Here is a 22,876-nt window from a genome sequence, read left to right as displayed (position 1 = left end):
TCGGGTACAGAAGGGAGCGGCAATGACATGTTCAATCGAGACTATAATGACTCCGGACAGAGGTAACTGTTTCATAATATTTTTCCAATTGATTTGACATCAGAATGAACGTGGCATCTCCAGCACATGCTCAGCGATATAGCTCAGGATCAGGTTGGTAGATATGGGAGCAACCTGATATAAACGTGTTTCTCTAAACTTTCGTTCGATATCATACTCACAGGCAAAACCATATCCACCATGAAATTGCAAGCAGGCATTGGCTGCTTCCCAGCTGGCTTTCGCAGCAAGGTATTTCGCCATATTAGCCTGTGCTCCACAATCAAGATGCTGATCAAAAAGCTCGCACGCTTTAAAACGCATCAGATTAGCCGCTTCCACTGCAATAAATGCTTCTGCAATAGGAAACTGCACCCCCTGGTTCTGACCAATGGGACGACCAAAAACCTCACGCTCGCAGGTATAGCGGGTAACACGATCCATAAACCAATATCCATCGCCTATACATTCTGCCGCAATCAAGGTACGCTCTGCATTTAAACCATCAAGTATGTAATGAAAACCCATACCCTCTTCACCAATAAGATTTTCTTCGGGAATTTCCAGGTTGTCAAAAAAGAGCTCGTTGGTTTCATGATTGACCATATTGGGAATAGGTCGTACTGTCATTCCATTTTTCATAGCTTCTTTAATATCAACCATGAAAATAGACATCCCTTCGGATTTACGTTTTACATTTGCAAGCGGAGTAGTTCGAACCAGAAGAATCATCCAGTCTGAATGTTGAACACGTGAAATCCAGACTTTTTGTCCGTTTATCACATACCGGTCTTCTCTTTTTACAGCTGTAGTTTTAATTCTGGTGGTATCTGTACCTGCTGTGGGTTCTGTGACGCCCATCGACTGCAGGCGCCATTCACCAGTAGCTATCCGTGGCAGCCAGAATTCTTTCTGTTTATCGGATCCATGACGTAACAACGTATTCATGTTATACATCTGACCATGGCAGGCTCCAGAGTTTCCACCCGATCTATTGATCTCTTCCATGATAATAGATGCTTCAGTTAAACCAAGCCCTGACCCTCCAAATTCCTCCGGGATGAGCGCAGCCAGCCAACCAGCTTTGGTTAGTTTATTAACAAACTCTTCAGGATAGGCTTTTGCTTCATCTATCTTACGGTGATATTTATCATCAAATTCACTACATAATGAACGAACCGCATCACGAATATCCTGATATTTATCCTTTTCAATACTTTTCATAATTTTTTCCTCAATAAACCAGCGCCAACAGGGGGTAGAAAATGACCTTTTATCGGATGACCATCAGCAGATAGATCTGACTGGCGGTCGACAGGAAGAAAATAGAGCCAGTGCCATAATTCTGGCAGAACGCCCCCCTCTTTAAAGATTTTGATGTCTTTATCCAGAGTGGCGGCCAGCAGCTTAGCGGGACCGGGGTTAAGATAATCGGTGTTGCGCAGAATGCCAGGCTGCCAAATTTGAATATCGGTATATTGCATAAAAGTTACCTTTAAGGAGGAAAAAATATGATTTATAATTTATCGATAAGTTCAGGTACAGCTTTGAAAATATCAGCTACCAAACCATAATCCGCAATAGAAAAGATAGGAGCGTCAGGATCCTTATTAATAGCGACAATGACGCCTGACTCTTTCATCCCGGCAAGATGTTGTATGGCGCCAGAAATTCCCAGAGCAATATAAAGTTGAGGCGCAACGATTTTTCCGGTCTGGCCAATCTGATAATCATTTGGTGCATAACCAGCATCTACAGCAGCCCGGCTTGCCCCCACGGCAGCGCCTAATTTATCTGCCAGGTTATCAACAAGTTCTTTGAATGCCTGTGCACTTCCTACTCCTCGTCCACCTGATACTACAACTCTGGCGGATTGTAAGTCTGGACGGTTACTTTTATTAACATGTTGGCTAATAAATTTTACCTGATCTGAACCAAGAACAACCTCTGTAAATTCAATGGGGGCTTTTCCCTCATCTTCCGCAACCGCAGCCGCAGCCGCAAATGAGGTAGGACGAACAGTTATCACTTTATATTCATCATCACTGTGTACTGTGGCAATAGCGTTACCCGCATAGATTGGACGTTCAAAGGTATGTTGATCAATGACACGCGTAATATCACTAATCTGAGATACATCAAGTTTTGCTGCTAAGCGTGGCGCACAGTTTTTTCCAAAAGAGCTTGCAGGAAAAAGAATGGACTGATAATGATTTTTCCCACTATTCAAAAAATAGCTGATCTGTTTTTCCACATTCTCTGCCAGAAGGTGTTCGAATAGTGGGCTGTCAGCAACAAATACAGTGGATATCCCCTGAATATGACTGGCTTTAACTGCAATACTTTCTATACCATATCCTAACATAAGTATATCTATATCACTATTAATGGCTTTTGCCGTAGTGATAGTACTGAGTGTTGAAGGTAAAAGAGTATTGCCGTTATGTTCAGCAATAACTAAAGAAGCCATATTTTTCTCCTTAAATTACTTTTTCTTCGTTTTTTAATTTATCTAGCAGCGTGTTAATATCTGGAACGATTATGCCTGCTTTCCTTCTTGCTGGCTCATCAACTTTAATAATAGTCAATCTGGATGACGGGTTAATACCAAGTGAATCGAAATCTATCTCCTTAACAGGTTTCTTTTTGGCTTTAATAACATTCGGCAAGCTGATATTCCTCGGTGTATTCAGACGTAGATCTGTAGTGAGTACTGCAGGCAGGGATAAATTTAACGTTTCTAATCCTCCATCAACCTCACGAACAGCAGTTAATGAATTATCAGAAATAGTAATTTCACTAACATTAGTGGCTTGGGGAAGATCGAGTAATGCTGCCAGCATTTGGCCTACCTGATTACAATCATCGTCAATAGCTTGCTTGCCTAATAATATAATATCGGGTTTTTCATTCCGGGTAATAGCGGTGATAGTTTTGGCCACAATTAGTGGTGTAAGAGAGTTTTTTGTTAATATGTGTATTGCCCTGTCTGCCCCTGCTGCCAGTGCTGTACGCAATACATCCCCTACACCTGTGTTTCCTATAGACACTACAACAATCTCACTGATTAATCCCCGTTCTTTTAAACGTACTGCTTCTTCAACTGCAATTTCATCAAATGGATTGATACTGAGTTTTGAATCAGAAATATCAACATCAGAATGATCTTGCTTTATTCTAATTCTAACGTTATGATCGACAACTTGTTTTACACAAACTAAAGCTTTCATTGGTGACTCCTTCATATATTTACTAAATGCTATGAGCCAAAATCCTTTTTGCTTTTTCCAGTAACGGTTTATCCACCATTTGCCCTTCATGACTGAACGCTCCATGGGGATATTGAGCCAGTCGCATAATCTGGGGAACCCACTCGATTTCTTGTTTTAAATAGCTGAATGCTCTGTTTACATGTGAAATTTGTGGAGGGTGAATACATACCTTGCCACTGAACCCCATTTTACAGGAGTGAATAGCATTTTGTATTGTCAACTCGTTTTTCATAAATTCAGTTGTGATACCGTCAACAGAAGGATATGATCCAGCCAGGCGTGAAGTTATTACAATTTTTGCACGTACAGCAATCAGTACTTTTTCATCATTACTCATGAAATTCAGAGCATTTTCTCTGGCAATTATTTTTTTCTCAGATGACACCGCATTTTCTAAATCAAGGATTACGCTATCAGCCCAACTGCTATTTGCTTTTTCAAATCGTTCAGGTTGGTCCCCCGTAACGAAAAGAAAAAACCGTTCTAACGTTTGCATTCTCGTCTCTCATTTGAATGGAGCATCTGATAATTCAATATATCTTAAAAAAATAATTTTCTGAATTAGCTTTTATCTAACCCCCCATTAAAATTGGTTCAGGTTCGCTGATAACAGAAAGAAACATGTAATTTATTGTTACAATAACAAAGATAAAAATAAAATTTAATTATTTGATATAAATAACGTTTCAGAATAGTAAACGGCCGACATTCCGTACCTGTTTCAGGAGTGAATTCGACTATACCGTTCCCTAAGAACATCAACGATTGTCTGGTGAACCGAATTTAGTCACCTTTGGCGGAGAACAGGCTGGAATATAGGAGAGCATGACAACCCGGGTCATTCCCTCCGTGATTTTTTAGTAACACGCTGAAAAAGTATCTGAAACTTCATTCTGCAAGTGAGACTTTCCCCGAAGTCGATCGATACGTTTTATCTTGTGCCTGACCGATGCTACTCCTGACAAATCACGCCCAATACTGAATAAGTGTAAGAGATGCACCGTTAATCACTACACTGGTAGCCTCAATCAGAGATTGACGGCGGTAAAGGTGCAAAGGCTCCAGTATATTTTTAAAGGATTTTTGGCATAATGAACGAGCAGGCATAGTGATGATTTCCTTGAAAGTGTTAGCGCAATCAATTAGATCACATAACACTATGCCTGTCCTGGTTTGCTGGGGATTCCTCAGGAGTCGCCTCCCCCTTATTCAGACCTGTGTAAGCGGTGAATGTGCTTTCAGACTCTGAATACTCAGCGTCAAAGTTGTCAGACAGTTTTCAAGTTTATCTGCGTTGACGGCAATAAAGGTCGGACAATCATGGTGTCCGCTCATTAAACAAACGGCGGCGGCTGCAAGCGCGCCTTCGGCACGGCGCAGCGCGTTCCACTCTTCCTGATCGAGATGCAGTCCCTGCCGTAAAGCGTGATCGTGGAGCTCGCGATTCAGTTCAAAAAAATTGTCACGCAGAGTGTCACTTTCGCTGACTGACATATACCCCTTCGCTTTTCGCAATTGCAGATAAGCGGCAAGATCGATACGCGCGTTTATCAGCTTGTTGAGAAGATCGGTTCTCAGTCTGTCAACGACCATACCTTTTTTCCTCCTCTTTTCTACCAGGGTTCAACTTAATAGTATGGTCGTTTTTTAGACAAAGGGGTGTCAGAGATCAAGAATTTTCTTAGAATTGCCCTTTTTCACCTTTTGCTGACAACCACAACGGTTGATGCCGCCGCTCCTGATGAGATTGCGATACAATTTTTGTTCGGATATCTGTAGAATCCCTGCCCTGACCATTCCAATAAATGAACACTTTTTAAGCTATGAGTAATGTAACCCACCAGCCAAAGATCGGCTTCGTTTCCCTGGGCTGTCCGAAAAACCTCGTTGATTCGGAACGCATCCTGACTGAGCTGCGTACCGAAGGCTATGACGTTGTGCCACGCTATGACGATGCGGATATGGTTATCGTTAATACCTGTGGCTTTATTGACAGCGCGGTACAAGAGTCGCTGGAAGCCATTGGCGAAGCGCTGAACGAAAACGGTAAGGTAATCGTCACCGGCTGCCTGGGCGCAAAAGAAGATCAGATCCGCGAAGTGCATCCGAAAGTACTGGAAATCACCGGGCCGCATAGCTATGAGCAAGTTCTGCAGCACGTACATCATTACGTACCGAAGCCGAAGCACAATCCATTTTTAAGCCTCGTACCGGAACAGGGTGTAAAACTGACGCCGCGCCATTATGCGTATCTGAAAATTTCTGAAGGCTGTAATCACCGCTGCACGTTCTGCATCATCCCGTCGATGCGCGGGGATCTGGTCAGCCGTCCGATTGGCGACGTATTAAGCGAAGCGAAACGTCTGGTTGATGCCGGGGTCAAAGAGATTCTGGTGATTTCGCAAGATACCTCCGCCTACGGCGTAGATGTGAAGCACCGCACCGGATTCCATAATGGCGAACCGGTGAAAACCAGTATGGTGAGCCTGTGCGAGCAGTTATCAAAACTGGGCGTCTGGACACGTCTGCACTACGTCTACCCCTACCCACACGTTGATGATGTGATTCCGCTAATGGCGGAAGGCAAAATCCTGCCTTATCTGGACATTCCGCTGCAACATGCCAGCCCGCGGATTCTTAAACTGATGAAACGTCCCGGTTCCGTTGACCGCCAGCTGGCGCGCATTAAGCAGTGGCGCGAAATCTGCCCGGAACTGACCCTACGCTCCACCTTTATTGTCGGCTTCCCCGGCGAAACGGAAGAAGACTTCCAGATGCTGCTCGACTTCCTGAAAGAGGCGCGCCTCGATCGTGTAGGCTGCTTCAAGTACAGCCCGGTGGAAGGCGCAGGCGCGAATGAGCTGCCGGATCAGGTGACGGAAGAGGTGAAAGAAGAACGCTGGAACCGCTTTATGCAACTGCAACAGCAAATCTCCGCTGAGCGCTTGCAGGAAAAAGTGGGCCGCGAAATTCTGGTGATCGTCGATGAGGTTGACGAAGAAGGCGCTATCGGGCGTAGCATGGCGGATGCGCCGGAAATTGACGGCGCGGTCTATTTGAACGGCGAAACCAACGTCAAGCCGGGCGATATCGTGCGCGTGAAAGTGGAAAACGCCGACGAATATGATTTGTGGGGCAGTCGGGTTTAACGCCACCTCTCCCGGCGCGGGTGCCGGATGTGTTATCCCGCCTGACGAGCCCGTTCCAGGCCCGCCAGGCGTCAACGCCACCGGGCTGGCTTACCCCTTAATCTTCGGGTCCAGCGCATCGCGCAACCCGTCGCCTAACAGGTTAAACGCCAGCACAGTCAGGAAAATCGCCACCGCCGGGAAGAGCGCTACGTGCGGCGCGATGACCATATCCGCCCGCGCTTCATTGAGCATCGCTCCCCACTCCGGCGTTGGCGGCTGCGCGCCTAATCCGAGAAATGACAGGCTTGCCGCGGAAATAATTGACGTACCGATACGCATCGTAAAGAAAACCACAATTGACGAGACCGTTCCCGGCAAGATATGGCTAAACAAAATCGTCGTGTCGCTGGCGCCGATACTGCGGGCAGACTCAATAAACGTCTGCTGTTTTAAGACCAGGGTATTTCCGCGCACCAGACGTGCAAACGCCGGAATAGAGAAAATCGCTACCGCAACGATCACATTAGCAATACCGCTGCCTAACACCGCCACAACGGCAATCGCCAGCAAAATGCCGGGGAAGGCGAACAGCACATCGCAAATACGCATAATAAAACGATCCCACCAGCCTTCATAATATCCCGCCAGCAATCCCAACACCGTGCCAATTATCGCACCGATAAATACCGCGAACACGCCCGCCGCCAGTGAGATCTGCGCCCCAACGAGAACCCGGCTAAAGATGTCTCTTCCCAGCGAGTCAACGCCAAACCAGTGCTGCAAAGAGGGGCCATTGTTCAGGCTATCGTAGTCAAAATAGTTTTCCGCATCGTAGGGCGTCAGCCAACGGGCAAAAATCGCCACCAGAATTAACGCCAGTACGAATCCCCCGGCGACCAACGCGACATGCTGGCGGCGAAAACGACGCCAGAACTCCCGCCATGGCGTGCGTATCTGGTCGGGTTTTACCACCGGCATAACATGTAAAATCGCCTGACGGCGCCAGTTAAATAATCGCATCCTTACTTATACCTGATAGCCGGATTAATGGCGGCATAGAGGACATCCACCACTAAGTTGATAAGAATAAATTCCAGAGAAAACAGCAGCACTTCCGCCTGAATCACGGGGTAGTCGCGCATGTCGACGGAGTCGACCAGTAACCGCCCAAGCCCCGGCCAGTTAAACACTTTTTCGACGACGATCGATCCGCCAAGCAGAAAGCCAAATTGCAGTCCCATCATGGTGACGACCGGGATCATCGCATTGCGCAGGCCATGTTTTAACACCACCCACGTTTCACTGACGCCTTTCGCCCGCGCGGTCCTCATGTAATCCTCGCTCAGGACATCGACAAACGAGGAGCGCGTAAAACGCGCCATGACGGATGCCACCGCCGCGCCAAGCGTCAGGGAGGGTAAAATATAATGTTGCCAGCTATCCGCCCCCACGGTCGGTAGCCAGCCCAGATCCACGGAAAAAATCTGCATTAACAACATTCCCAGCGCAAAAGCCGGGAAAGAAATGCCGGTCACGGCAAGCGTCATTCCTACCCGGTCAGGCCAGCGATTACGCCACACGGCGGCGGCGATGCCGATCGCCATGCCAAACAGAACCGCCCATATCATACTGGTTATCGTCAGCCACAGCGTCGGCAAAAAGCGGCTGGCGATCTCCTCAGAAACCGGGCGGCGGGAAACCATTGACGTACCGAAATCGCCTTGTAAAACATGGGTGATGTAATGCCAAAACTGGACATGAAGCGGCTGATCAAGCCCCAGTTGCTGACGAACCAGCGCGATCACCTGCGCGTCGGCTTCCGGTCCGGCTATCAGCCGCGCCGGGTCGCCGGGCAACAAATGAACAAATAAAAACACCAGCACTGCCACAATCAACAGCGTAGGAATTAATCCCAGCAGGCGCTTGAGAACATAGTTAAGCATCACACGAACCTTTTACCGGATGGCGGACAACGCGCGCGCCATCCAGCCCCATCGCATTACTTACTTCAAATCCGCATCGTCAAAGATGAAACCGGTATCCGGCATAATCCAGAAACCGGTCAAATTTTTACTGTGCGCAGAAACCAATTTCTCCACCACCAACGGTATCCAGGGCGACTCTTTCCAGATAATATCCTGCGCCTCTTTGTATAATCGTGTTTTCTCCTGCGGATCGTTGGTCTTTAAGGCCGCCGCCAAATCGCTGTCGACCTGCTTGTTGCTGTAAAAAGCGGTATTAAACTGCGTCGGCGGCCAGTTTTGTGATGCGAAGAGCGGCGATAACGCCCAGTCAGCTTCGCCCGTCGACGCCGACCAGCCGGTATAGAACATTCGCACGCCGCTCTCTTTTTGCCCTTTGCCCTCAACTTCCGCGGCGCGCTGGCCAGCGTCCATCGCGGTTATCCGGGCTTTAATGCCAATCTGCGCCAGTTGCTGTTGGGTAAACTGCAACACTTTTTGCGCGGTGCTATGGTTGTGCGATGACCACAGCGTGGTACTGAAACCGTCTGGATACCCCGCCTCTTTCAACAGTTCGCGCGCTTTAGCCGGATCATAGGGCCACGGCTGATAGCTTTGCGCATAGGCTATCGACGGCGGCACCACGCCCGTCGCCGGCGTGGCGTATCCGGCAAACGCTACTTTAACCAGCGCCTGACGATTGATAGCGTAATTCAACGCCTCACGCACCTTAGGATTATCAAACGGCTTCTGCGTCACATTCATACTGATGTAACGCTGCATAATAGACGGGCTGGCGACCAGTTCGAGGTTTTTATTTTTCGCCAGTAACGCGGCCTGCTCATAAGGGATAGGAAAAGCAAATTGCGCTTCGCCGGTTTGCAGCATCGCCGCGCGGGTATTGTTGTCAGTAACCGGACGCCAGGTAATAGAATCCAGCTTGGGTAAGCCCTGCTGCCAGTAACCGGCGAACTTTTTCACTTTGACAAAGTCGGTCTGATTCCAGGTTTCAAGCTGGTATGGACCGGTACCGACCGGATGAAAACCAATATCCTTGCCATATTTTTCCAGCGCTTGCGGCGAGATCATCGCCGTCGCCGGGTGCGCCAGAATATTAATGAAAGCGGAGAACGGCTGTTTCAGGGTAATTTTTACCGTTGCCGGGTCGACAACCTCCGTTTTTGCGATATTTTTATACAGGTTATAACGCTTGAGGTGGTTATCCGGATTGCTGGCGCGATCGAGATTCGCTTTCACCGCCGCCGCATCAAAATCCGCGCCGTCCTGAAATTTCACCCCCTGCCGTAGGGTAATGGTGTAGGTCAGACCGTCATCAGAAACGGTATAGCCTTTCGCCAGGACGTTTTTTACCTTCATGTCTTTATCCAGGCCAAACAGCCCCTGATAAAATGACTTCGCCACCGCCTGCGAGAGCGTATCGTTGGCGTCATACGGATCGAGCGTGGTGAAATTAGACCCTACCGCCACCACCACATCTTTGGCCGCCAGGGCCGGAAAAGCCGCAATGGATGAGGCCAGTCCCAGCGCCGCCAGCCATTTATGCGTAATAAATTGCGTCATGTTGTTCTCCTGAAACCCTGCCTGTCTAAATGTTATAAGCGCGAGAGCGCATTATCCTGCAGCGGCCGCGCAACATAATGTCCCGGCCCGACCAACTGTAATGAAACGGCGGGCGTCTCTTCGCCACGTTTATGAATATTGCTGGGTATATCATCTGATAGCAGAACGCGCCGCGGCCGGTGTCTGGAGGGATCGGCAACCGGCACCGCCGCCATCAATTTACGCGTATAAGGATGCTGCGGATTTTCAAAAACGGCGCGCCGCGGCCCCATCTCAACAATTTGACCAAGATACATCACCGCCACGCGATGGCTAATTCGCTCCACGACCGCCATATCATGCGAAATAAACAGGTAGGCGATCCCCATTTCCCGTTGTAAATCGAGCAATAAATTAATGATCTGCCCGCGAACGGAAACATCCAGCGCGGAGACAGCCTCATCAGCAATAATCACTTTAGGATTCAATGCCAGCGCGCGAGCAATGCAGATGCGCTGACGTTGACCACCGGAAAACTCATGCGGATAACGCCAGGCATGTTCAGGACGTAATCCGACACGCTCAAGCAACCAGGCCACGCGCTTTGCCGCAGCGTCCCCCTGCCCCAGGCCATGAATCCGTAAAGGTTCCATAATGGAATACCCCACGGTCTGGCGCGGGTCGAGCGAGGCGTAAGGGTCCTGGAAAATACATTGAATATCGCGGCGCAACGGCTGGAGTTTACCCGCAGACAGCGTGTCAATGCGCTGTCCGTTAAAGATAATCTCCCCCTGCCGGGATTCAACCAACCGCAGCAGCGCGCGTCCGGTCGTCGATTTTCCGCTACCGGACTCGCCCACCAGCGATAGCGTTTCGCCGGGCCAGAGATCGAAACTGATATTCTCAACGGCATGAACTTCACGCGTAACGCGGTTAAAGAGACCGCTACGCAGCGGGAATCGCGTCACCAGCCCCCGAACCTGGAGAATAGGTTCGCCTTCCACCACCGTATCTTGCTCAATCTGCGATTCATAAAGGGCCGGTTCGTCAGCGGAAATCAACGGGAAACGGCGTGGCAGCGAGTGGCCGCGCATCGCGCCAAGCTGAGGGACGGCGGCCAGTAACGTTTGGGTATAAGGATGCGTCGGCGCATGGAAAATCTGCTCTACGCTGCCGGTTTCCACGGCCTCGCCCTGATACATCACCAGCACGCGATCGGCAATATCCGCCACGACGCCCATGTCGTGGGTGATAAAAATCACACCCATCGACATCTCTTGCTGCAACACTTTGATAAGTTGCAGAATTTGCGCCTGGATAGTGACATCCAGCGCCGTGGTGGGTTCATCGGCAATCAATACCGCCGGACGGCAGGATAGCGCCATCGCGATCATGACTCGCTGGCGCATCCCGCCGGAAAGCTGATGCGGATAACGCGATAAAATCGCCTGCGACTCCGGGATCCGTACCTGATCGAGCATACGTTTCGCTTCCGCCAGCGCCTCTTCGTGGCTGGCGCCCTGATGCAAACGAATAGATTCGGCAATTTGCTCGCCAACGGTAAATACCGGGTTGAGCGAGGTCATTGGCTCCTGGAAAATCATGGCGATATCCGCGCCGCGCACACGCCGCATCTGCGCGTCACTCTGCTCAGACAGCTCAATCACCTGGCGATTACGCCGACGCAACAGCATTTCGCCGCAGCGCACGTTCGCGCCCGACTGCTCAATCAGCCGCATTAACGCCAGCGCCGTCACCGATTTTCCCGATCCCGACTCGCCGACAATCGCCAGAGTCTCTCCACGCTTCAGGCGTAATGACACATTACGCACGGCGTCTATCTGTTGCCCTTCGTGGTGAAACGCGATATTCAGGCCACTGACGGACAGAACATCGCGGCTATCCAGTTCATCGCTGTGCGGCACCTGCGGCTCCTTATTCCCGGTAAATTCCTGTGGTAGGGGTATCCCCGGCATATCCCCAGGCGCGATACATCCCTTCGCTGTTAAACGGCAACGCGACATTACCTTCGTGATCAACGGCGATTAATCCACCGCTGCCGCCCAGCGCCGGTAATTTTTCCATCACCACGCGCTCACAGGCATCGGCAAGGCTGAGTCCGCCATATTCCATCAATGCGGCGATATCGTAAGCCGCGAGCGTGCGAATAAAGACCTCTCCCGTTCCGGTACAGGAAACGGCGACGCTGGCGTTGTTGGCATAACACCCGGCGCCGACCAGCGGGCTGTCGCCGACGCGCCCGGGCAATTTATTGGTCATCCCACCGGTAGACGTTGCCGCCGCCAGATTGCCGAATTTATCCCGCGCCACCGCGCCGACTGTACCCATTTTTTTCGTTTCGTCCAGCGGCGCGCCGCTGTGATCGAGCGCCATTTCGCCCGCCGCACGCGCCGCCAGCAATTGCTCGTAACGCGCCGGGGTGGAAAAGATATCCGGCGAAACGCGCGCCATCCCCTGTGAAAAGGCAAAGTTTTCCGCCCCTTCCCCCACCATGAGTACATGCGGGCTGCGCTCCATCACCAGTCTGGCGGCGAGCACAGGATGGCGAACATGACTCACGCCCGCGACGGCTCCGGCTTTCAGGGTATTGCCGTCCATCACGCAGGCATCCAGTTCATGAGTCCCGTCTCGGGTATAGACCGCGCCGATACCCGCATTGAAGAGCGGACACGCTTCCAGCAGGCGCACCGCTTCCGTCACTACATCAAGCGCGCTGTCACCTGCTTCCAGCATCTTTTGCCCGCTTTCGACAATCTCTGACAGCGCCTGGATATAGCGTAGCTCCTGCTCATGGCTCATTTGCGCGCGAGCAATCGCGCCTGCGCCGCCGTGAATCGCAATCACTGCTTTATTCATTTTTAGGGTCCATTAACGGTGGCACACAACTTTTACTATAACTATCAGAATTGTTGTGAGTTATTCATTCGATTTTTGAATATAGAAAGATGCGTAAGGTATGTAAAGGCGCAAGGCCGTCTCTAAGACCGAGGTAGCATACTGCCCGCCACTGTTTTCTGACATAATAGCCGGATTCGATTTTGCCTCGCAGGAGTATGTTCATGGAATTTTCCGCCGGATTGATGCCGCTTGAAACGGCGCTGACCCAGATGCTTTCACGTATTACCCCGCTCACCGCCGTAGAAACGTTGCCGCTGGTGAACTGCTTTGGCCGCATCCTGGCGACCGATATCGTTTCTCCCCTCGATGTTCCCGGCTTTGATAATTCAGCTATGGATGGTTATGCGGTACGTGTGGCGGATTTGTCCGCCGATAAGCCGCTGCCCGTCGTCGGCAAAGCATTTGCCGGTCAGCCTTACCAGGGAGAGTGGCCTGCGGGAACCTGCATTCGCATTATGACCGGCGCCCCGGTGCCGGCAGGTTGCGAGGCGGTAGTCATGCAAGAGCAGACGGAACAAACCGATGATGGCGTGCGTTTTACCGCCGATGTTCGTTGCGGACAAAACATCCGCCGCCGCGGCGAGGATATTCGCCAGGATGCGGTGGTCTTTCCGGCCGGTACGCGCCTGACTACTGCCGAACTGCCGGTGCTGGCGTCGCTGGGAATTGCCGATGCGCAGGTTGTACGTAAAGTGCGCGTAGCGCTGTTCTCGACCGGCGACGAGCTCCAGCTTCCGGGCCAGCCGTTGGAGGCGGGGCAAATTTATGACACTAACCGTCTAACTATACATTTGATGCTGCAACAGCTTGGCTGCGAAGTGATCAATTTAGGCATTATTCCTGACGATCCCGGTAAGCTTCGCGCCGCGTTTATCGACGCCGACAGCCAGGCCGATGTAGTGATAAGCTCCGGCGGCGTCTCGGTTGGTGAAGCGGACTATACCAAAACCATCCTTGAGGAGTTGGGCGAAATCGCCTTCTGGAAGCTGGCTATCAAGCCAGGCAAACCGTTTGCCTTCGGCAAACTCAGTAATAGCTGGTTCTGTGGCCTGCCGGGGAATCCAGTCTCTGCGGCGCTCACTTTTTATCAACTGGTTCAGCCTTTACTGGCGAAGCTTGGCGGCAACACGGCAAGCGCTGTACCGCCGCGCCAGCGTGTACGCACAGCATCTCGCCTGAAGAAAACGCCGGGGCGTCTCGATTTCCAGCGCGGCATCCTGCAACGTAGCGCCAACGGCGAACTGGAGGTCACGACCACCGGGCACCAGGGTTCACATATTTTCAGCTCGTTTAGTCTGGGCAACTGCTTTATTGTGCTGGAGCGTGAACGCGGCAATGTTGAGCCGGGAGAATGGGTGGAAGTCGAGCCGTTTAATGCTCTGTTCGGAGGCCTGTAATGGCGGAACTTAGCGACCAGGAGATGCTGCGCTATAACCGACAAATTATTCTGCGCGGCTTCGATTTTGAAGGGCAGGAAGCGTTAAAAGATGCGCGGGTATTAGTGGTCGGGCTGGGCGGACTCGGCTGCGCGGCAACGCAGTATCTGGCCGGCGCTGGCGTCGGGCAACTGACGCTACTCGATTTTGATACCGTTTCCGTTTCCAATCTCCAGCGTCAAACCTTGCACAGCGACGCCACGGTCGGGCAGCCAAAGGTAGAGTCCGCCCGCGACGCGCTGGCGCGAATCAACCCGCATATTACCATTACGCCCGTTAACGCGCGGCTGGACGACGACGCCATGACCAGCCTGATTGCCGGGCATTCGCTGGTACTGGACTGTACCGATAACGTTAGCGTACGTAATCAACTTAACGCCGGGTGCTATACCGCGAAAGTGCCGCTAATCTCCGGCGCGGCAATTCGTATGGAAGGACAAGTTACCGTCTTTACGTATCGGGAAAACGAACCCTGTTACCGCTGCCTGAGCCGTCTGTTTGGCGAAAACGCTCTGACCTGCGTAGAGGCAGGGGTGATGGCGCCGCTGATTGGCGTGATCGGTTCGCTACAGGCAATGGAGGCCATTAAGCTGCTGGCGCATTACGGTCAGCCTGCCAGCGGAAAAATCGTCATGTACGATGCGATGACCTGTCAGTTCCGCGAAATGAAGTTGATGCGCAACCCCGGCTGTGAGGTCTGCGGTCAGTAGTCACTTTACGGATAAACATACCGAAGCACGGTTTATGGCCGTGCTGTATCAACAGATAATTACTGTCATCAGACGCAAAGCCAGCTTACCCAAGCTCCGACTGACGATCGGCTCAAGCAGCGCGGAATCATCTTAAACGCCATATCACAGCCTCAAACCGTGATGTTGTACCTCACTTAACGCCTCTTTATCAGAACCTCTCCATTCGTTGACGCACATCAAGATAACTTTCATTCGAAAGTAATTTAATCTTTATATGAAATAAGAGAGGCCGTTTATGATCTTCAATATTCAGCGCTATTCTACCCACGATGGCCCCGGTATCCGTACCGTAGTATTTTTCAAAGGCTGTTCGTTGGGCTGTCGCTGGTGCCAGAACCCGGAAAGCCGCGCCCGCGCTCAGGATCTGTTATACGACGCGCGGCTGTGTCTCGAAGGATGCGACCTGTGCGCGCAAGCCGCGCCGGACGTCATTGAGCGCGCGCTAAACGGCCTGCTCATCCATCGCGAGAAACTGACCGACGCCCATTTTTCCGTCCTGGCGCATTGCTGCCCCACACAGGCGTTAACCGTGTGCGGCGAAATAAAAAGCGTGGATGAGATCATGGCGACGGTACTACGCGATAAACCTTTTTACGATCGCAGCGGCGGCGGTCTTACGCTTTCCGGCGGCGAACCGTTTATGCAGCCGGAGCTGGCGGCAGAGCTGTTTAAAGCCAGCCATGACGCCGGTATTCATACTGCGGTTGAGACCTGTCTGCATGTCCCATGGAAATACATTGCGCCCTCACTGCCTTATATCGATCTGTTTCTGGCTGATTTGAAGCATGTCGCCGACGGGCCGTTTAAGCGGTGGACCGATGGCAGCGCCTCGCGGGTGCTGGAAAATCTCAGGAAACTCGCCGCCGCGGGCAAAAAAATGGTGATTCGCGTCCCGCTGATTCAGGGATTTAATGCCGATGAGGAGGCCATTAAAGCCATTACCGACTTTGCCGCCGACGAACTGCACGTCGGGGAAATTCATTTTCTGCCCTACCACACGCTGGGCATCAATAAATACCACTTACTCAGTCAGCCCTATCATGCCCCGGATAAACCACTGGATGCGCCGGCGTTACTTGATTTTGCCCAGAAGTACGCCTGCCAAAAAGGTTTAACCGCGACCCTACGAGGATAATTATCATGACCCAACTGAAACTGGACACGCTCAGTGACCGCATTAAGGCGCACAAAACCGCGCTGGTACATATCGTGAAACCGCCGGTCTGTACCGAACGCGCACAGCATTATACCGAAATGTACCAGCAGCATCTGGATAAACCGATTCCGGTACGCCGCGCGCTGGCGCTGGCCCATCACCTGGCGGAACGCACTATCTGGATAAAACACGATGAACTGATCGTCGGCAACCAGGCAAGTGAAGTCCGGGCCGCGCCGATTTTCCCGGAATATACCGTCTCGTGGATTGAAAAAGAGATCGACGACCTGGCGGACCGGCCCGGCGCAGGTTTTTCCGTAAGTGAAGAAAACAAACGTATTCTGCACGACGTCTGTCCGTGGTGGCGCGGTCAAACCGTCCAGGATCGCTGCTACGGCATGTTTACCGATGAACAAAAAGGGCTTCTGGCGACTGGCATTATCAAAGCCGAAGGCAATATGACTTCCGGTGACGCGCACCTGGCGGTGAACTTCCCGCTACTGCTGGAAAAAGGGCTTGATGGCCTGCGCGATAAAGTCGCCGAGCGCCGCTCACGCATCAACCTGACCGTGCTGGAAGATCTGCATGGCGAGCAGTTCCTGAAGGCGATTGATATAGTGCTGGACGCGGTAAGCCAGCACATCACGCGCTTTGCCGCGCTGGCGCGCCAGATGGCAGGCGAAGAGTCCCGTGAAAGCCGTCGTAAAGAGCTACTTACCATCGCGGAAAACTGCGAGGTGATCGCCCACCAACCGCCGCAGACCTTCTGGCAAGCACTGCAATTGTGCTACTTCATTCAACTGATTCTACAAATTGAGTCTAACGGGCACTCGGTGTCATTTGGTCGTATGGACCAGTATCTTTATCCCTATTATCGTCGCGATGTCGAACTAAACCAGACGCTGGATCGTGAGCACGCCATTGAACTGCTGCACAGCTGCTGGCTGAAACTACTGGAAGTAAACAAGATCCGTTCCGGTTCGCACTCTAAAGCTTCCGCGGGCAGCCCGCTGTATCAAAACGTCACCATTGGCGGTCAGAATCTCATCAACGGTCAGCCAGTGGACGCAGTGAATCCGCTGTCTTACGCCATTCTGGAGTCCTGTGGACGTCTGCGTTCTACCCAGCCCAACCTCAGTGTGCGTTATCACGCCGGAATGAGTAACGATTTCCTTGACGCCTGCGTCCAGGTCATCCGCTGCGGCTTTGGGATGCCGGCGTTTAACAATGATGAAATCGTCATCCCGGAATTTATCAAGTTGGGGATCGAACCGCAGGACGCTTACGATTACGCGGCGATCGGCTGTATCGAAACCGCCGTCGGCGGGAAATGGGGTTATCGCTGCACCGGCATGAGCTTTATTAACTTCGCCCGCGTCATGCTGGCGGCGCTGGAAGGCGGTCGCGACGCCACCAGCGGCAAAGTATTTCTGCCGCAGGAAAAGGCGCTCTCCGCAGGCAACTTTAACAATTTTGACGAAGTGATGGCCGCCTGGGATACCCAAATTCGCTACTACACGCGCAAATCGATCGAAATTGAGTATGTGGTCGACACCATGCTGGAAGAGAATGTCCACGATATTCTCTGCTCAGCGCTGGTAGATGACTGTATTGAGCGAGCGAAAAGTATCAAGCAAGGCGGCGCGAAATATGACTGGGTATCCGGTCTGCAGGTCGGTATCGCCAACCTGGGCAACAGCCTCGCCGCCGTGAAAAAACTGGTCTTCGAACAGGGCGTTATCGGTCAACAGCAGCTTGCCGCCGCGCTGGCCGATGACTTCGACGGTCTGACTCACGAGCAGTTGCGCCAGCGTCTGATTAACGGCGCGCCGAAGTACGGCAACGACGATGACAGTGTCGATACCCTGCTGGCGCGCGCTTATCAGACCTATATTGATGAGCTGAAGCAGTACCATAACCCGCGCTACGGTCGTGGCCCTGTGGGCGGCAACTATTACGCCGGTACGTCCTCTATCTCAGCAAACGTGCCATTTGGCGCCGCGACTATGGCTACCCCGGATGGTCGCAAAGCGCATACGCCGCTGGCGGAAGGCGCAAGCCCTGCATCGGGTACGGATCATCTCGGCCCGACGGCGGTGATTGGTTCCGTAGGCAAATTACCTACCGGTTCCATTCTCGGCGGCGTGCTGCTCAACCAGAAACTGAACCCAACGACGCTGGAAAACGAATCCGACAAACAGAAACTGATGGTTCTGCTACGGACGTTCTTTGAGGTGCATAAAGGCTGGCATATTCAGTACAACATCGTGTCACGCGAAACGCTGCTGGATGCGAAAAAACATCCGGACCAGTACCGCGATCTGGTCGTGCGTGTGGCAGGCTACTCCGCCTTCTTCACCGCGCTGTCGCCGGATGCGCAGGACGATATCATCGCCCGTACCGAACATATGCTGTAATTTGCCCTGGCGCCATCGGCAATATGTCCGAATTGCCTGATGGCGCTACGCTTAACAGGCCTGCGCAGGCCTGTTAATCAGAAGGGATCGGTGCCGTCAAGCACGGCCTGAATGACGTTGAGCGCGCCTTGATGGTTATTATCATCAGTGTGATAGCGTGAAAGCGCTTTGATATTGTCTGCAGCATTGCCCATGGCAAAAGAGTAATGCGCCATTTTCAACATTTCCGCATCATTACCGCTGTCGCCAATGGCGACGACATTCTGTGGCGACCTGTTCCAGCGCTTTAACAGACGACTAATGCCATTCGCTTTATGCAGTCCCGGGATAATCAGGTCGATAAAACCGAAGCCGCTGGTGACGGGCTTCATGATGCCATCCAGAGATACGTGCAGTTTGTCGATAACCAGCGGAATTTGTTCATCGGGCAAATTCAGGGAGAACTTAAACAGGATATCGTCAATGTCGTGATAATCGTTTACCGGCTGCAGGCGGTGATAATGTTTGGCCATCAGCGCCACGAAAGTCTCGGGAGCGTTTTTGCTGACATAAGCGCTTTTCAGACCGCAGGCGACAAAATTAAGCTGCTTATCCTTCAGCAGTTCGCCAATCACAATACGCGATTCATGCCGGGTTAGCTCCCCGTGAAACAACTGTTTGCCATGTTCATACACCAGCGCGCCATTTTCTGCGACGAAGGAAATTTCGTCTTTCAGCTCGGGGAAGAAGGAGATCAACTGGTAGTACTGATTACCGCTAGCGACCACAAATTCGATATTACGTTTTTTCAGTTCCTGGTATTGCGCCATGAAGCGTACACGATCGTACTGCTTGGCATCGTCGAGAAAAGTGCCGTCCATATCGGTAACGACAACGTTAACGGTCATACTTAAGCTCCTGGCTGTAACTGCGACCAGAAACATTTTAATAACAATGTGAGCAGAACCACAAATTTATTTCGAATGAAAAGTGGCTGAACGAAAGGAATAGCCGCATAAGACATTAAGGCGTCCTGGCCACCTTACGTTTTCCTCTCGCTTCCCTCTTTGTGTTCCCCTGCAATATTTTAAACTTGCATTAACCTTATTTTAACTTAAAGTATCACATGTAACTAATTTTACTTTCGAACGAAAGATGATGAGGTTGATATGACGACTCCTTTTACCCACGAAACGCTGCCCGCCGACCCAAAAGCGGCCATTCGTCAGATGAAGCAGGCGCTACGCGCGCAAATCGGCGACGTACAGGCGGTGTTCGACCGTTTGAGCGCCACCATAGCAGCCCGGGTGGCGGAAATTAACGATCTGAAGGCGCAGGGACAGCCGATATGGCCAATTATCCCTTTTAGCGAACTGGCGATGGGCAACATTAGCGATGCCACCCGCGCCGAGGTTAAGCGCCGCGGGTGCGCGGTGATTAAAGGTCATTTTCCACGCGAACAGGCGCTGGAGTGGGACCAGTCGATGCTCGACTATCTGGACAAGAACCATTTTGACGAGGTGTATAAAGGACCGGGGGATAATTTTTTCGGTACGCTGAGCGCCTCCCGGCCTGAAATCTATCCTGTCTACTGGTCGCAGGCGCAAATGCAGGCCCGCCAAAGTGAAGAGATGGCGCTGGCGCAGTCGTTCCTCAACCGTCTGTGGCAGGTAGAGCACGACGGCAAGCGATGGTTTAATCCGGATATCAGCATCATTTATCCGGATCGCATCCGTCGCCGCCCGCCGGGCACCACATCCAAAGGACTGGGAGCGCATACCGACTCCGGCGCGCTGGAACGCTGGCTGCTGCCAGCCTATCAGCAGGTATTCGCCAGTGTGTTTAACGGCAACATCGAACAGTACGATCCGTGGAATGCGGCACACCGTACCGAAGTTGAAGAGTATACGGTGGATAACACCACAAAATGCTCGGTATTTCGCACCTTCCAGGGCTGGACCGCGCTCTCCGATATGCTGCCCGGTCAGGGGTTGCTTCATGTCGTCCCTATCCCGGAGGCGATGGCGTATATTCTGTTGCGCCCGCTGCTGGATGATGTCCCGGAAGATGAATTATGCGGCGTCGCGCCGGGCCGGGTGCTGCCGATTTCTGAACAGTGGCATCCTTTACTGATGGCGGCGTTAACCAGCATTCCGCCACTGGAAGCCGGGGATTCCGTGTGGTGGCATTGCGATGTCATCCACTCCGTCGCCCCCGTAGAAAATCAGCAGGGCTGGGGCAATGTGATGTACATTCCTGCCGCGCCAATGTGTGAGAAAAATCTGGCCTATGCGCGTAGGGTGAAAGCGGCGCTGGAGACAGGCGCATCACCGGGCGATTTCCCGCGCGAGGACTATGAAACCACCTGGGAAGGGCGCTTCACGCTGCGCGATCTGAATATTCACGGCAAGCGGGCATTAGGTATGGACGTTTGACGGTCGTACAGCCCTGCCCGCTCAACTGCGGTGTGCCCTTTGCCTGGGCGCACCCGTCTTACCGAACCTACGCGCCAGGATACGTAGGCCCGGTAAGCACCGCGCCACCGGGCGTCAGTGTTTAGCTTTCAATCCCTTTACTACGCAAATAATCGTCGTAGCTGCCGCTGAAGTCCACCACGCGCTCCGGCGTAATTTCAATGACGCGGGTTGCCAGCGAGCTGACGAACTCACGGTCGTGCGAAACAAAGATCAGCGTGCCCTGATACAGCTCCAGCGCCATATTCAGCGATTCGATCGACTCCATATCCAGGTGGTTAGTCGGTTCGTCCATAATCAGGATATTCGGCTTTTGCATCATCAGTTTGCCGAAAAGCATACGGCCCTTCTCGCCACCGGAAAGGACTTTCGCAGGCTTTTTGATATCATCCTGGCTAAATAGCAGGCGGCCCAGAATACTGCGCACTGCCTGCTCGTCGTCGCCTTCCTGCTTCCACTGACTCATCCATTCAAACACCGTCAGGTCATTTTCGAATTCATATTCGTGGTCCTGCGCGTAGTAACCAATACGCGCGTTTTCCGACCATTTAACGGTGCCATGATCGGCGTCCAGATCGCCAACCAGCGTCTTCAGCAGCGTAGATTTACCCACGCCATTGGTGCCGAGTACCGCCAGCTTCTCGCCGACTTCGAGCAGCAAATTGACATTTTTAAACAGCGGACCGTTATCAAAACCTTTCGTCAGCGCTTCCACTTCCAGAGCGTTACGGAACAGTTTTTTATCCTGCTCAAAACGGATGAACGGGTTCTGACGGCTGGAGGCTTTCACCTCTTCCAGCTTGATTTTATCAATCTGCCGCGCGCGCGACGTTGCCTGACGCGATTTAGAGGCATTGGCGCTAAAACGGCTAACAAAAGATTGCAGCTCGGCAATTTGCGCTTTTTTCTTCGCATTATCGGCCAACAGACGTTCACGCGCCTGAGTCGCCGCCGTCATATACTCATCATAGTTACCCGGATAGACGCGCAAGTCGCCGTAATCCAGATCCGCCATATGCGTACAAACCATGTTCAGGAAGTGACGGTCGTGCGAAATGATAATCATCGTGCTATCGCGCTCGTTCAGCACCTGCTCCAGCCAACGGATAGTATCAATATCCAGGTTGTTGGTCGGTTCGTCGAGCAACAGGATGTCCGGGTTAGAGAATAACGCCTGCGCCAGCAGCACACGCAATTTCCAGCCTGGCGCGACTTCACTCATCAGACCGTAATGCTGCTCCAGCGGGATGCCCACCCCCAACAGCAGTTCGCCTGCACGCGCCTCAGCGGAATAACCGTCCATCTCGCCGTATTTTACTTCCAGATCGGCGACTTTATAGCCGTCTTCTTCGCTCATTTCCGGCAAAGCGTAGATACGGTCGCGCTCCTGCTTGACTTCCCACAATTCGCCATGCCCCATAATGACAGTATCAAGTACGGTGAATGCTTCAAAAGCGAACTGGTCCTGACGCAGCTTACCGATGCGCTCATTCGGATCGAGGGAAACATTGCCCAGCGTCGGCTCCAGGTCGCCGCCGAGGATTTTCATAAAAGTGGACTTTCCGCTACCGTTGGCGCCGATCAGGCCGTAACGGTTGCCGCCGCCAAATTTGACGGAAATGTTTTCGAACAGCGGCTTACTGCCGAACTGCATGGTAACGTTGCTGGAAACTAACACAGGCTTATCCTGAAAAAAGATGTGACAAACCGCTTATTATGCCACAAGTCTGAAATAAGATCGCGCCCTGTACAAAGGGCTACACTGAACCGTAAGGGAAAA

At 52.0% G+C, this 22,876-nt stretch carries 19 protein-coding genes and 1 pseudogene; 6 read left to right on the top strand and 14 right to left on the bottom strand.

All coding sequences use genetic code 11. The annotated features are described in order from the left end of the window. Nucleotides 1-99: 99 nt before the first annotated feature. From NA624_RS07555 to bssR, 7 genes and pseudogenes are all read right to left on the bottom strand, one after another. Nucleotides 100-1,263: an acyl-CoA dehydrogenase family protein gene (locus NA624_RS07555; RefSeq protein ID WP_000835387.1), complete on the bottom strand. Its 1,164-nt coding sequence runs from the start codon at nucleotides 1,261-1,263 to the stop codon at nucleotides 100-102. After that, nucleotides 1,260-1,523: a hypothetical protein gene (locus tag NA624_RS07550; protein WP_001528824.1), complete on the bottom strand. Its 264-nt coding sequence runs from the start codon at nucleotides 1,521-1,523 to the stop codon at nucleotides 1,260-1,262. The genes NA624_RS07555 and NA624_RS07550 overlap by 4 nt, the downstream gene beginning before the upstream one ends. A gap of 32 nt (nucleotides 1,524-1,555) precedes the next feature. Continuing rightward, the gene (locus NA624_RS07545) at nucleotides 1,556-2,509 is read right to left on the bottom strand and encodes an electron transfer flavoprotein subunit alpha/FixB family protein (protein WP_000157778.1); all 954 of its coding nucleotides are present in this window, start codon (nucleotides 2,507-2,509) and stop codon (nucleotides 1,556-1,558) included. 10 nt (nucleotides 2,510-2,519) lie between these two features. Next, complete coding sequence (locus tag NA624_RS07540; protein ID WP_001542584.1) at nucleotides 2,520-3,269, bottom strand: electron transfer flavoprotein subunit beta/FixA family protein; 750 nt, start codon at nucleotides 3,267-3,269, stop codon at nucleotides 2,520-2,522. 22 nt (nucleotides 3,270-3,291) lie between these two features. Beyond that, complete coding sequence (locus tag NA624_RS07535) at nucleotides 3,292-3,807, bottom strand: STM0854 family CoA ester lyase (RefSeq protein ID WP_001542583.1); 516 nt, start codon at nucleotides 3,805-3,807, stop codon at nucleotides 3,292-3,294. A gap of 325 nt (nucleotides 3,808-4,132) precedes the next feature. Then, nucleotides 4,133-4,418: pseudogene (locus NA624_RS07530) on the bottom strand (IS4-like element ISEc60 family transposase); the annotation flags it as partial. 102 nt (nucleotides 4,419-4,520) lie between these two features. Then, entirely contained in the window at nucleotides 4,521-4,904 is a 384-nt protein-coding gene (gene bssR / locus NA624_RS07525; protein WP_000259651.1) for a biofilm formation regulator BssR, read from the bottom strand. Between the two features lie 230 nt (nucleotides 4,905-5,134). Here bssR and rimO point away from each other — a divergent pair, with 230 nt between their 5' ends. After that, nucleotides 5,135-6,460, top strand: coding sequence for a 30S ribosomal protein S12 methylthiotransferase RimO (rimO, locus tag NA624_RS07520; RefSeq protein WP_000073320.1), 1,326 nt, complete (start codon nucleotides 5,135-5,137; stop codon nucleotides 6,458-6,460). A gap of 90 nt (nucleotides 6,461-6,550) precedes the next feature. Here the strand turns inward: rimO and gsiD are convergent, their stop codons facing one another. The 5 genes from gsiD to iaaA are packed head-to-tail and all read right to left on the bottom strand — an operon-like array spanning nucleotide 6,551 to nucleotide 12,840. Beyond that, complete coding sequence (gene gsiD / locus NA624_RS07515) at nucleotides 6,551-7,462, bottom strand: glutathione ABC transporter permease GsiD (protein WP_439040256.1); 912 nt, start codon at nucleotides 7,460-7,462, stop codon at nucleotides 6,551-6,553. Nucleotides 7,463-7,464: 2 nt separating this feature from the next. Then, entirely contained in the window at nucleotides 7,465-8,385 is a 921-nt protein-coding gene (gsiC, locus tag NA624_RS07510) for a glutathione ABC transporter permease GsiC (RefSeq protein ID WP_000936066.1), read from the bottom strand. 60 nt (nucleotides 8,386-8,445) lie between these two features. Then, on the bottom strand, nucleotides 8,446-9,984 hold the full coding sequence (gene gsiB / locus NA624_RS07505) for a glutathione ABC transporter substrate-binding protein GsiB (protein WP_439040255.1): 1,539 nt from the start codon (nucleotides 9,982-9,984) through the stop codon (nucleotides 8,446-8,448). A 32-nt stretch (nucleotides 9,985-10,016) separates the two neighbouring features. Next, complete coding sequence (gene gsiA / locus NA624_RS07500) at nucleotides 10,017-11,888, bottom strand: glutathione ABC transporter ATP-binding protein GsiA (RefSeq protein WP_001120575.1); 1,872 nt, start codon at nucleotides 11,886-11,888, stop codon at nucleotides 10,017-10,019. A gap of 10 nt (nucleotides 11,889-11,898) precedes the next feature. Next, nucleotides 11,899-12,840 (bottom strand): beta-aspartyl-peptidase, encoded by a 942-nt coding sequence (iaaA, locus tag NA624_RS07495; RefSeq protein ID WP_001030503.1) that lies wholly within the window; start codon nucleotides 12,838-12,840, stop codon nucleotides 11,899-11,901. A 203-nt stretch (nucleotides 12,841-13,043) separates the two neighbouring features. On the opposite strand from iaaA, the gene moeA reads away from it, so the two are divergent. The 4 genes from moeA to NA624_RS07475 all read left to right on the top strand — a co-directional run bounded on the left by moeA (nucleotide 13,044) and on the right by NA624_RS07475 (nucleotide 18,643). Beyond that, complete coding sequence (gene moeA / locus NA624_RS07490; RefSeq protein WP_000395804.1) at nucleotides 13,044-14,279, top strand: molybdopterin molybdotransferase MoeA; 1,236 nt, start codon at nucleotides 13,044-13,046, stop codon at nucleotides 14,277-14,279. Continuing rightward, nucleotides 14,279-15,028: a molybdopterin-synthase adenylyltransferase MoeB gene (gene moeB / locus NA624_RS07485; RefSeq protein ID WP_000829280.1), complete on the top strand. Its 750-nt coding sequence runs from the start codon at nucleotides 14,279-14,281 to the stop codon at nucleotides 15,026-15,028. Before moeA ends, moeB begins: the two co-directional genes overlap by 1 nt. Nucleotides 15,029-15,305: 277 nt before the next feature. Further along, nucleotides 15,306-16,205 carry a glycyl-radical enzyme activating protein gene (locus NA624_RS07480; protein ID WP_000576939.1) on the top strand — a complete coding sequence of 300 codons (900 nt, stop codon included), beginning with the start codon at nucleotides 15,306-15,308 and terminating at the stop codon, nucleotides 16,203-16,205. A gap of 5 nt (nucleotides 16,206-16,210) precedes the next feature. Further along, nucleotides 16,211-18,643 (top strand): glycyl radical protein, encoded by a 2,433-nt coding sequence (locus NA624_RS07475; RefSeq protein ID WP_000192667.1) that lies wholly within the window; start codon nucleotides 16,211-16,213, stop codon nucleotides 18,641-18,643. A gap of 77 nt (nucleotides 18,644-18,720) precedes the next feature. Here the strand turns inward: NA624_RS07475 and NA624_RS07470 are convergent, their stop codons facing one another. Further along, nucleotides 18,721-19,530, bottom strand: a complete 810-nt coding sequence (locus tag NA624_RS07470; RefSeq protein ID WP_000217910.1) for a Cof-type HAD-IIB family hydrolase — start codon at nucleotides 19,528-19,530, stop codon at nucleotides 18,721-18,723. 261 nt (nucleotides 19,531-19,791) lie between these two features. On the opposite strand from NA624_RS07470, the gene NA624_RS07465 reads away from it, so the two are divergent. Beyond that, the gene (locus NA624_RS07465; RefSeq protein ID WP_439040254.1) at nucleotides 19,792-21,057 is read left to right on the top strand and encodes a DUF1479 domain-containing protein; all 1,266 of its coding nucleotides are present in this window, start codon (nucleotides 19,792-19,794) and stop codon (nucleotides 21,055-21,057) included. A 121-nt stretch (nucleotides 21,058-21,178) separates the two neighbouring features. On the opposite strand, the gene NA624_RS07460 is transcribed toward NA624_RS07465, so the two are convergent. Beyond that, complete coding sequence (locus tag NA624_RS07460; protein WP_000961435.1) at nucleotides 21,179-22,774, bottom strand: ABC-F family ATPase; 1,596 nt, start codon at nucleotides 22,772-22,774, stop codon at nucleotides 21,179-21,181. Nucleotides 22,775-22,876 lie beyond the last annotated feature (102 nt).

This window comes from Salmonella sp. NW38 (assembly GCF_051807745.1).
Classification (GTDB): domain Bacteria; phylum Pseudomonadota; class Gammaproteobacteria; order Enterobacterales; family Enterobacteriaceae; genus Salmonella; species Salmonella enterica.
This window is presented reverse-complemented; position numbering and strand designations above follow the sequence as displayed.

What these genes read in the sequence shown, in the direction of transcription:
- NA624_RS07465 (WP_439040254.1), top strand. Translation starts at nt 19,792, where the DNA reads ATGACGACTCCTTTTACCCACGAAACGCTGCCCGCCGACCCAAAAGCG.
- iaaA (WP_001030503.1), bottom strand. Translation starts at nt 12,840, where the DNA reads ATGAATAAAGCAGTGATTGCGATTCACGGCGGCGCAGGCGCGATTGCT.
- NA624_RS07475 (WP_000192667.1), top strand. Translation starts at nt 16,211, where the DNA reads ATGACCCAACTGAAACTGGACACGCTCAGTGACCGCATTAAGGCGCAC.
- NA624_RS07470 (WP_000217910.1), bottom strand. Translation starts at nt 19,530, where the DNA reads ATGACCGTTAACGTTGTCGTTACCGATATGGACGGCACTTTTCTCGAC.
- gsiB (WP_439040255.1), bottom strand. Translation starts at nt 9,984, where the DNA reads ATGACGCAATTTATTACGCATAAATGGCTGGCGGCGCTGGGACTGGCC.
- gsiD (WP_439040256.1), bottom strand. Translation starts at nt 7,462, where the DNA reads ATGCGATTATTTAACTGGCGCCGTCAGGCGATTTTACATGTTATGCCG.
- NA624_RS07535 (WP_001542583.1), bottom strand. Translation starts at nt 3,807, where the DNA reads ATGCAAACGTTAGAACGGTTTTTTCTTTTCGTTACGGGGGACCAACCT.
- NA624_RS07545 (WP_000157778.1), bottom strand. Translation starts at nt 2,509, where the DNA reads ATGGCTTCTTTAGTTATTGCTGAACATAACGGCAATACTCTTTTACCT.
- NA624_RS07555 (WP_000835387.1), bottom strand. Translation starts at nt 1,263, where the DNA reads ATGAAAAGTATTGAAAAGGATAAATATCAGGATATTCGTGATGCGGTT.
- moeB (WP_000829280.1), top strand. Translation starts at nt 14,279, where the DNA reads ATGGCGGAACTTAGCGACCAGGAGATGCTGCGCTATAACCGACAAATT.
- NA624_RS07550 (WP_001528824.1), bottom strand. Translation starts at nt 1,523, where the DNA reads ATGCAATATACCGATATTCAAATTTGGCAGCCTGGCATTCTGCGCAAC.
- bssR (WP_000259651.1), bottom strand. Translation starts at nt 4,904, where the DNA reads ATGGTCGTTGACAGACTGAGAACCGATCTTCTCAACAAGCTGATAAAC.
- NA624_RS07540 (WP_001542584.1), bottom strand. Translation starts at nt 3,269, where the DNA reads ATGAAAGCTTTAGTTTGTGTAAAACAAGTTGTCGATCATAACGTTAGA.
- gsiC (WP_000936066.1), bottom strand. Translation starts at nt 8,385, where the DNA reads ATGCTTAACTATGTTCTCAAGCGCCTGCTGGGATTAATTCCTACGCTG.
- rimO (WP_000073320.1), top strand. Translation starts at nt 5,135, where the DNA reads ATGAGTAATGTAACCCACCAGCCAAAGATCGGCTTCGTTTCCCTGGGC.
- NA624_RS07480 (WP_000576939.1), top strand. Translation starts at nt 15,306, where the DNA reads ATGATCTTCAATATTCAGCGCTATTCTACCCACGATGGCCCCGGTATC.
- moeA (WP_000395804.1), top strand. Translation starts at nt 13,044, where the DNA reads ATGGAATTTTCCGCCGGATTGATGCCGCTTGAAACGGCGCTGACCCAG.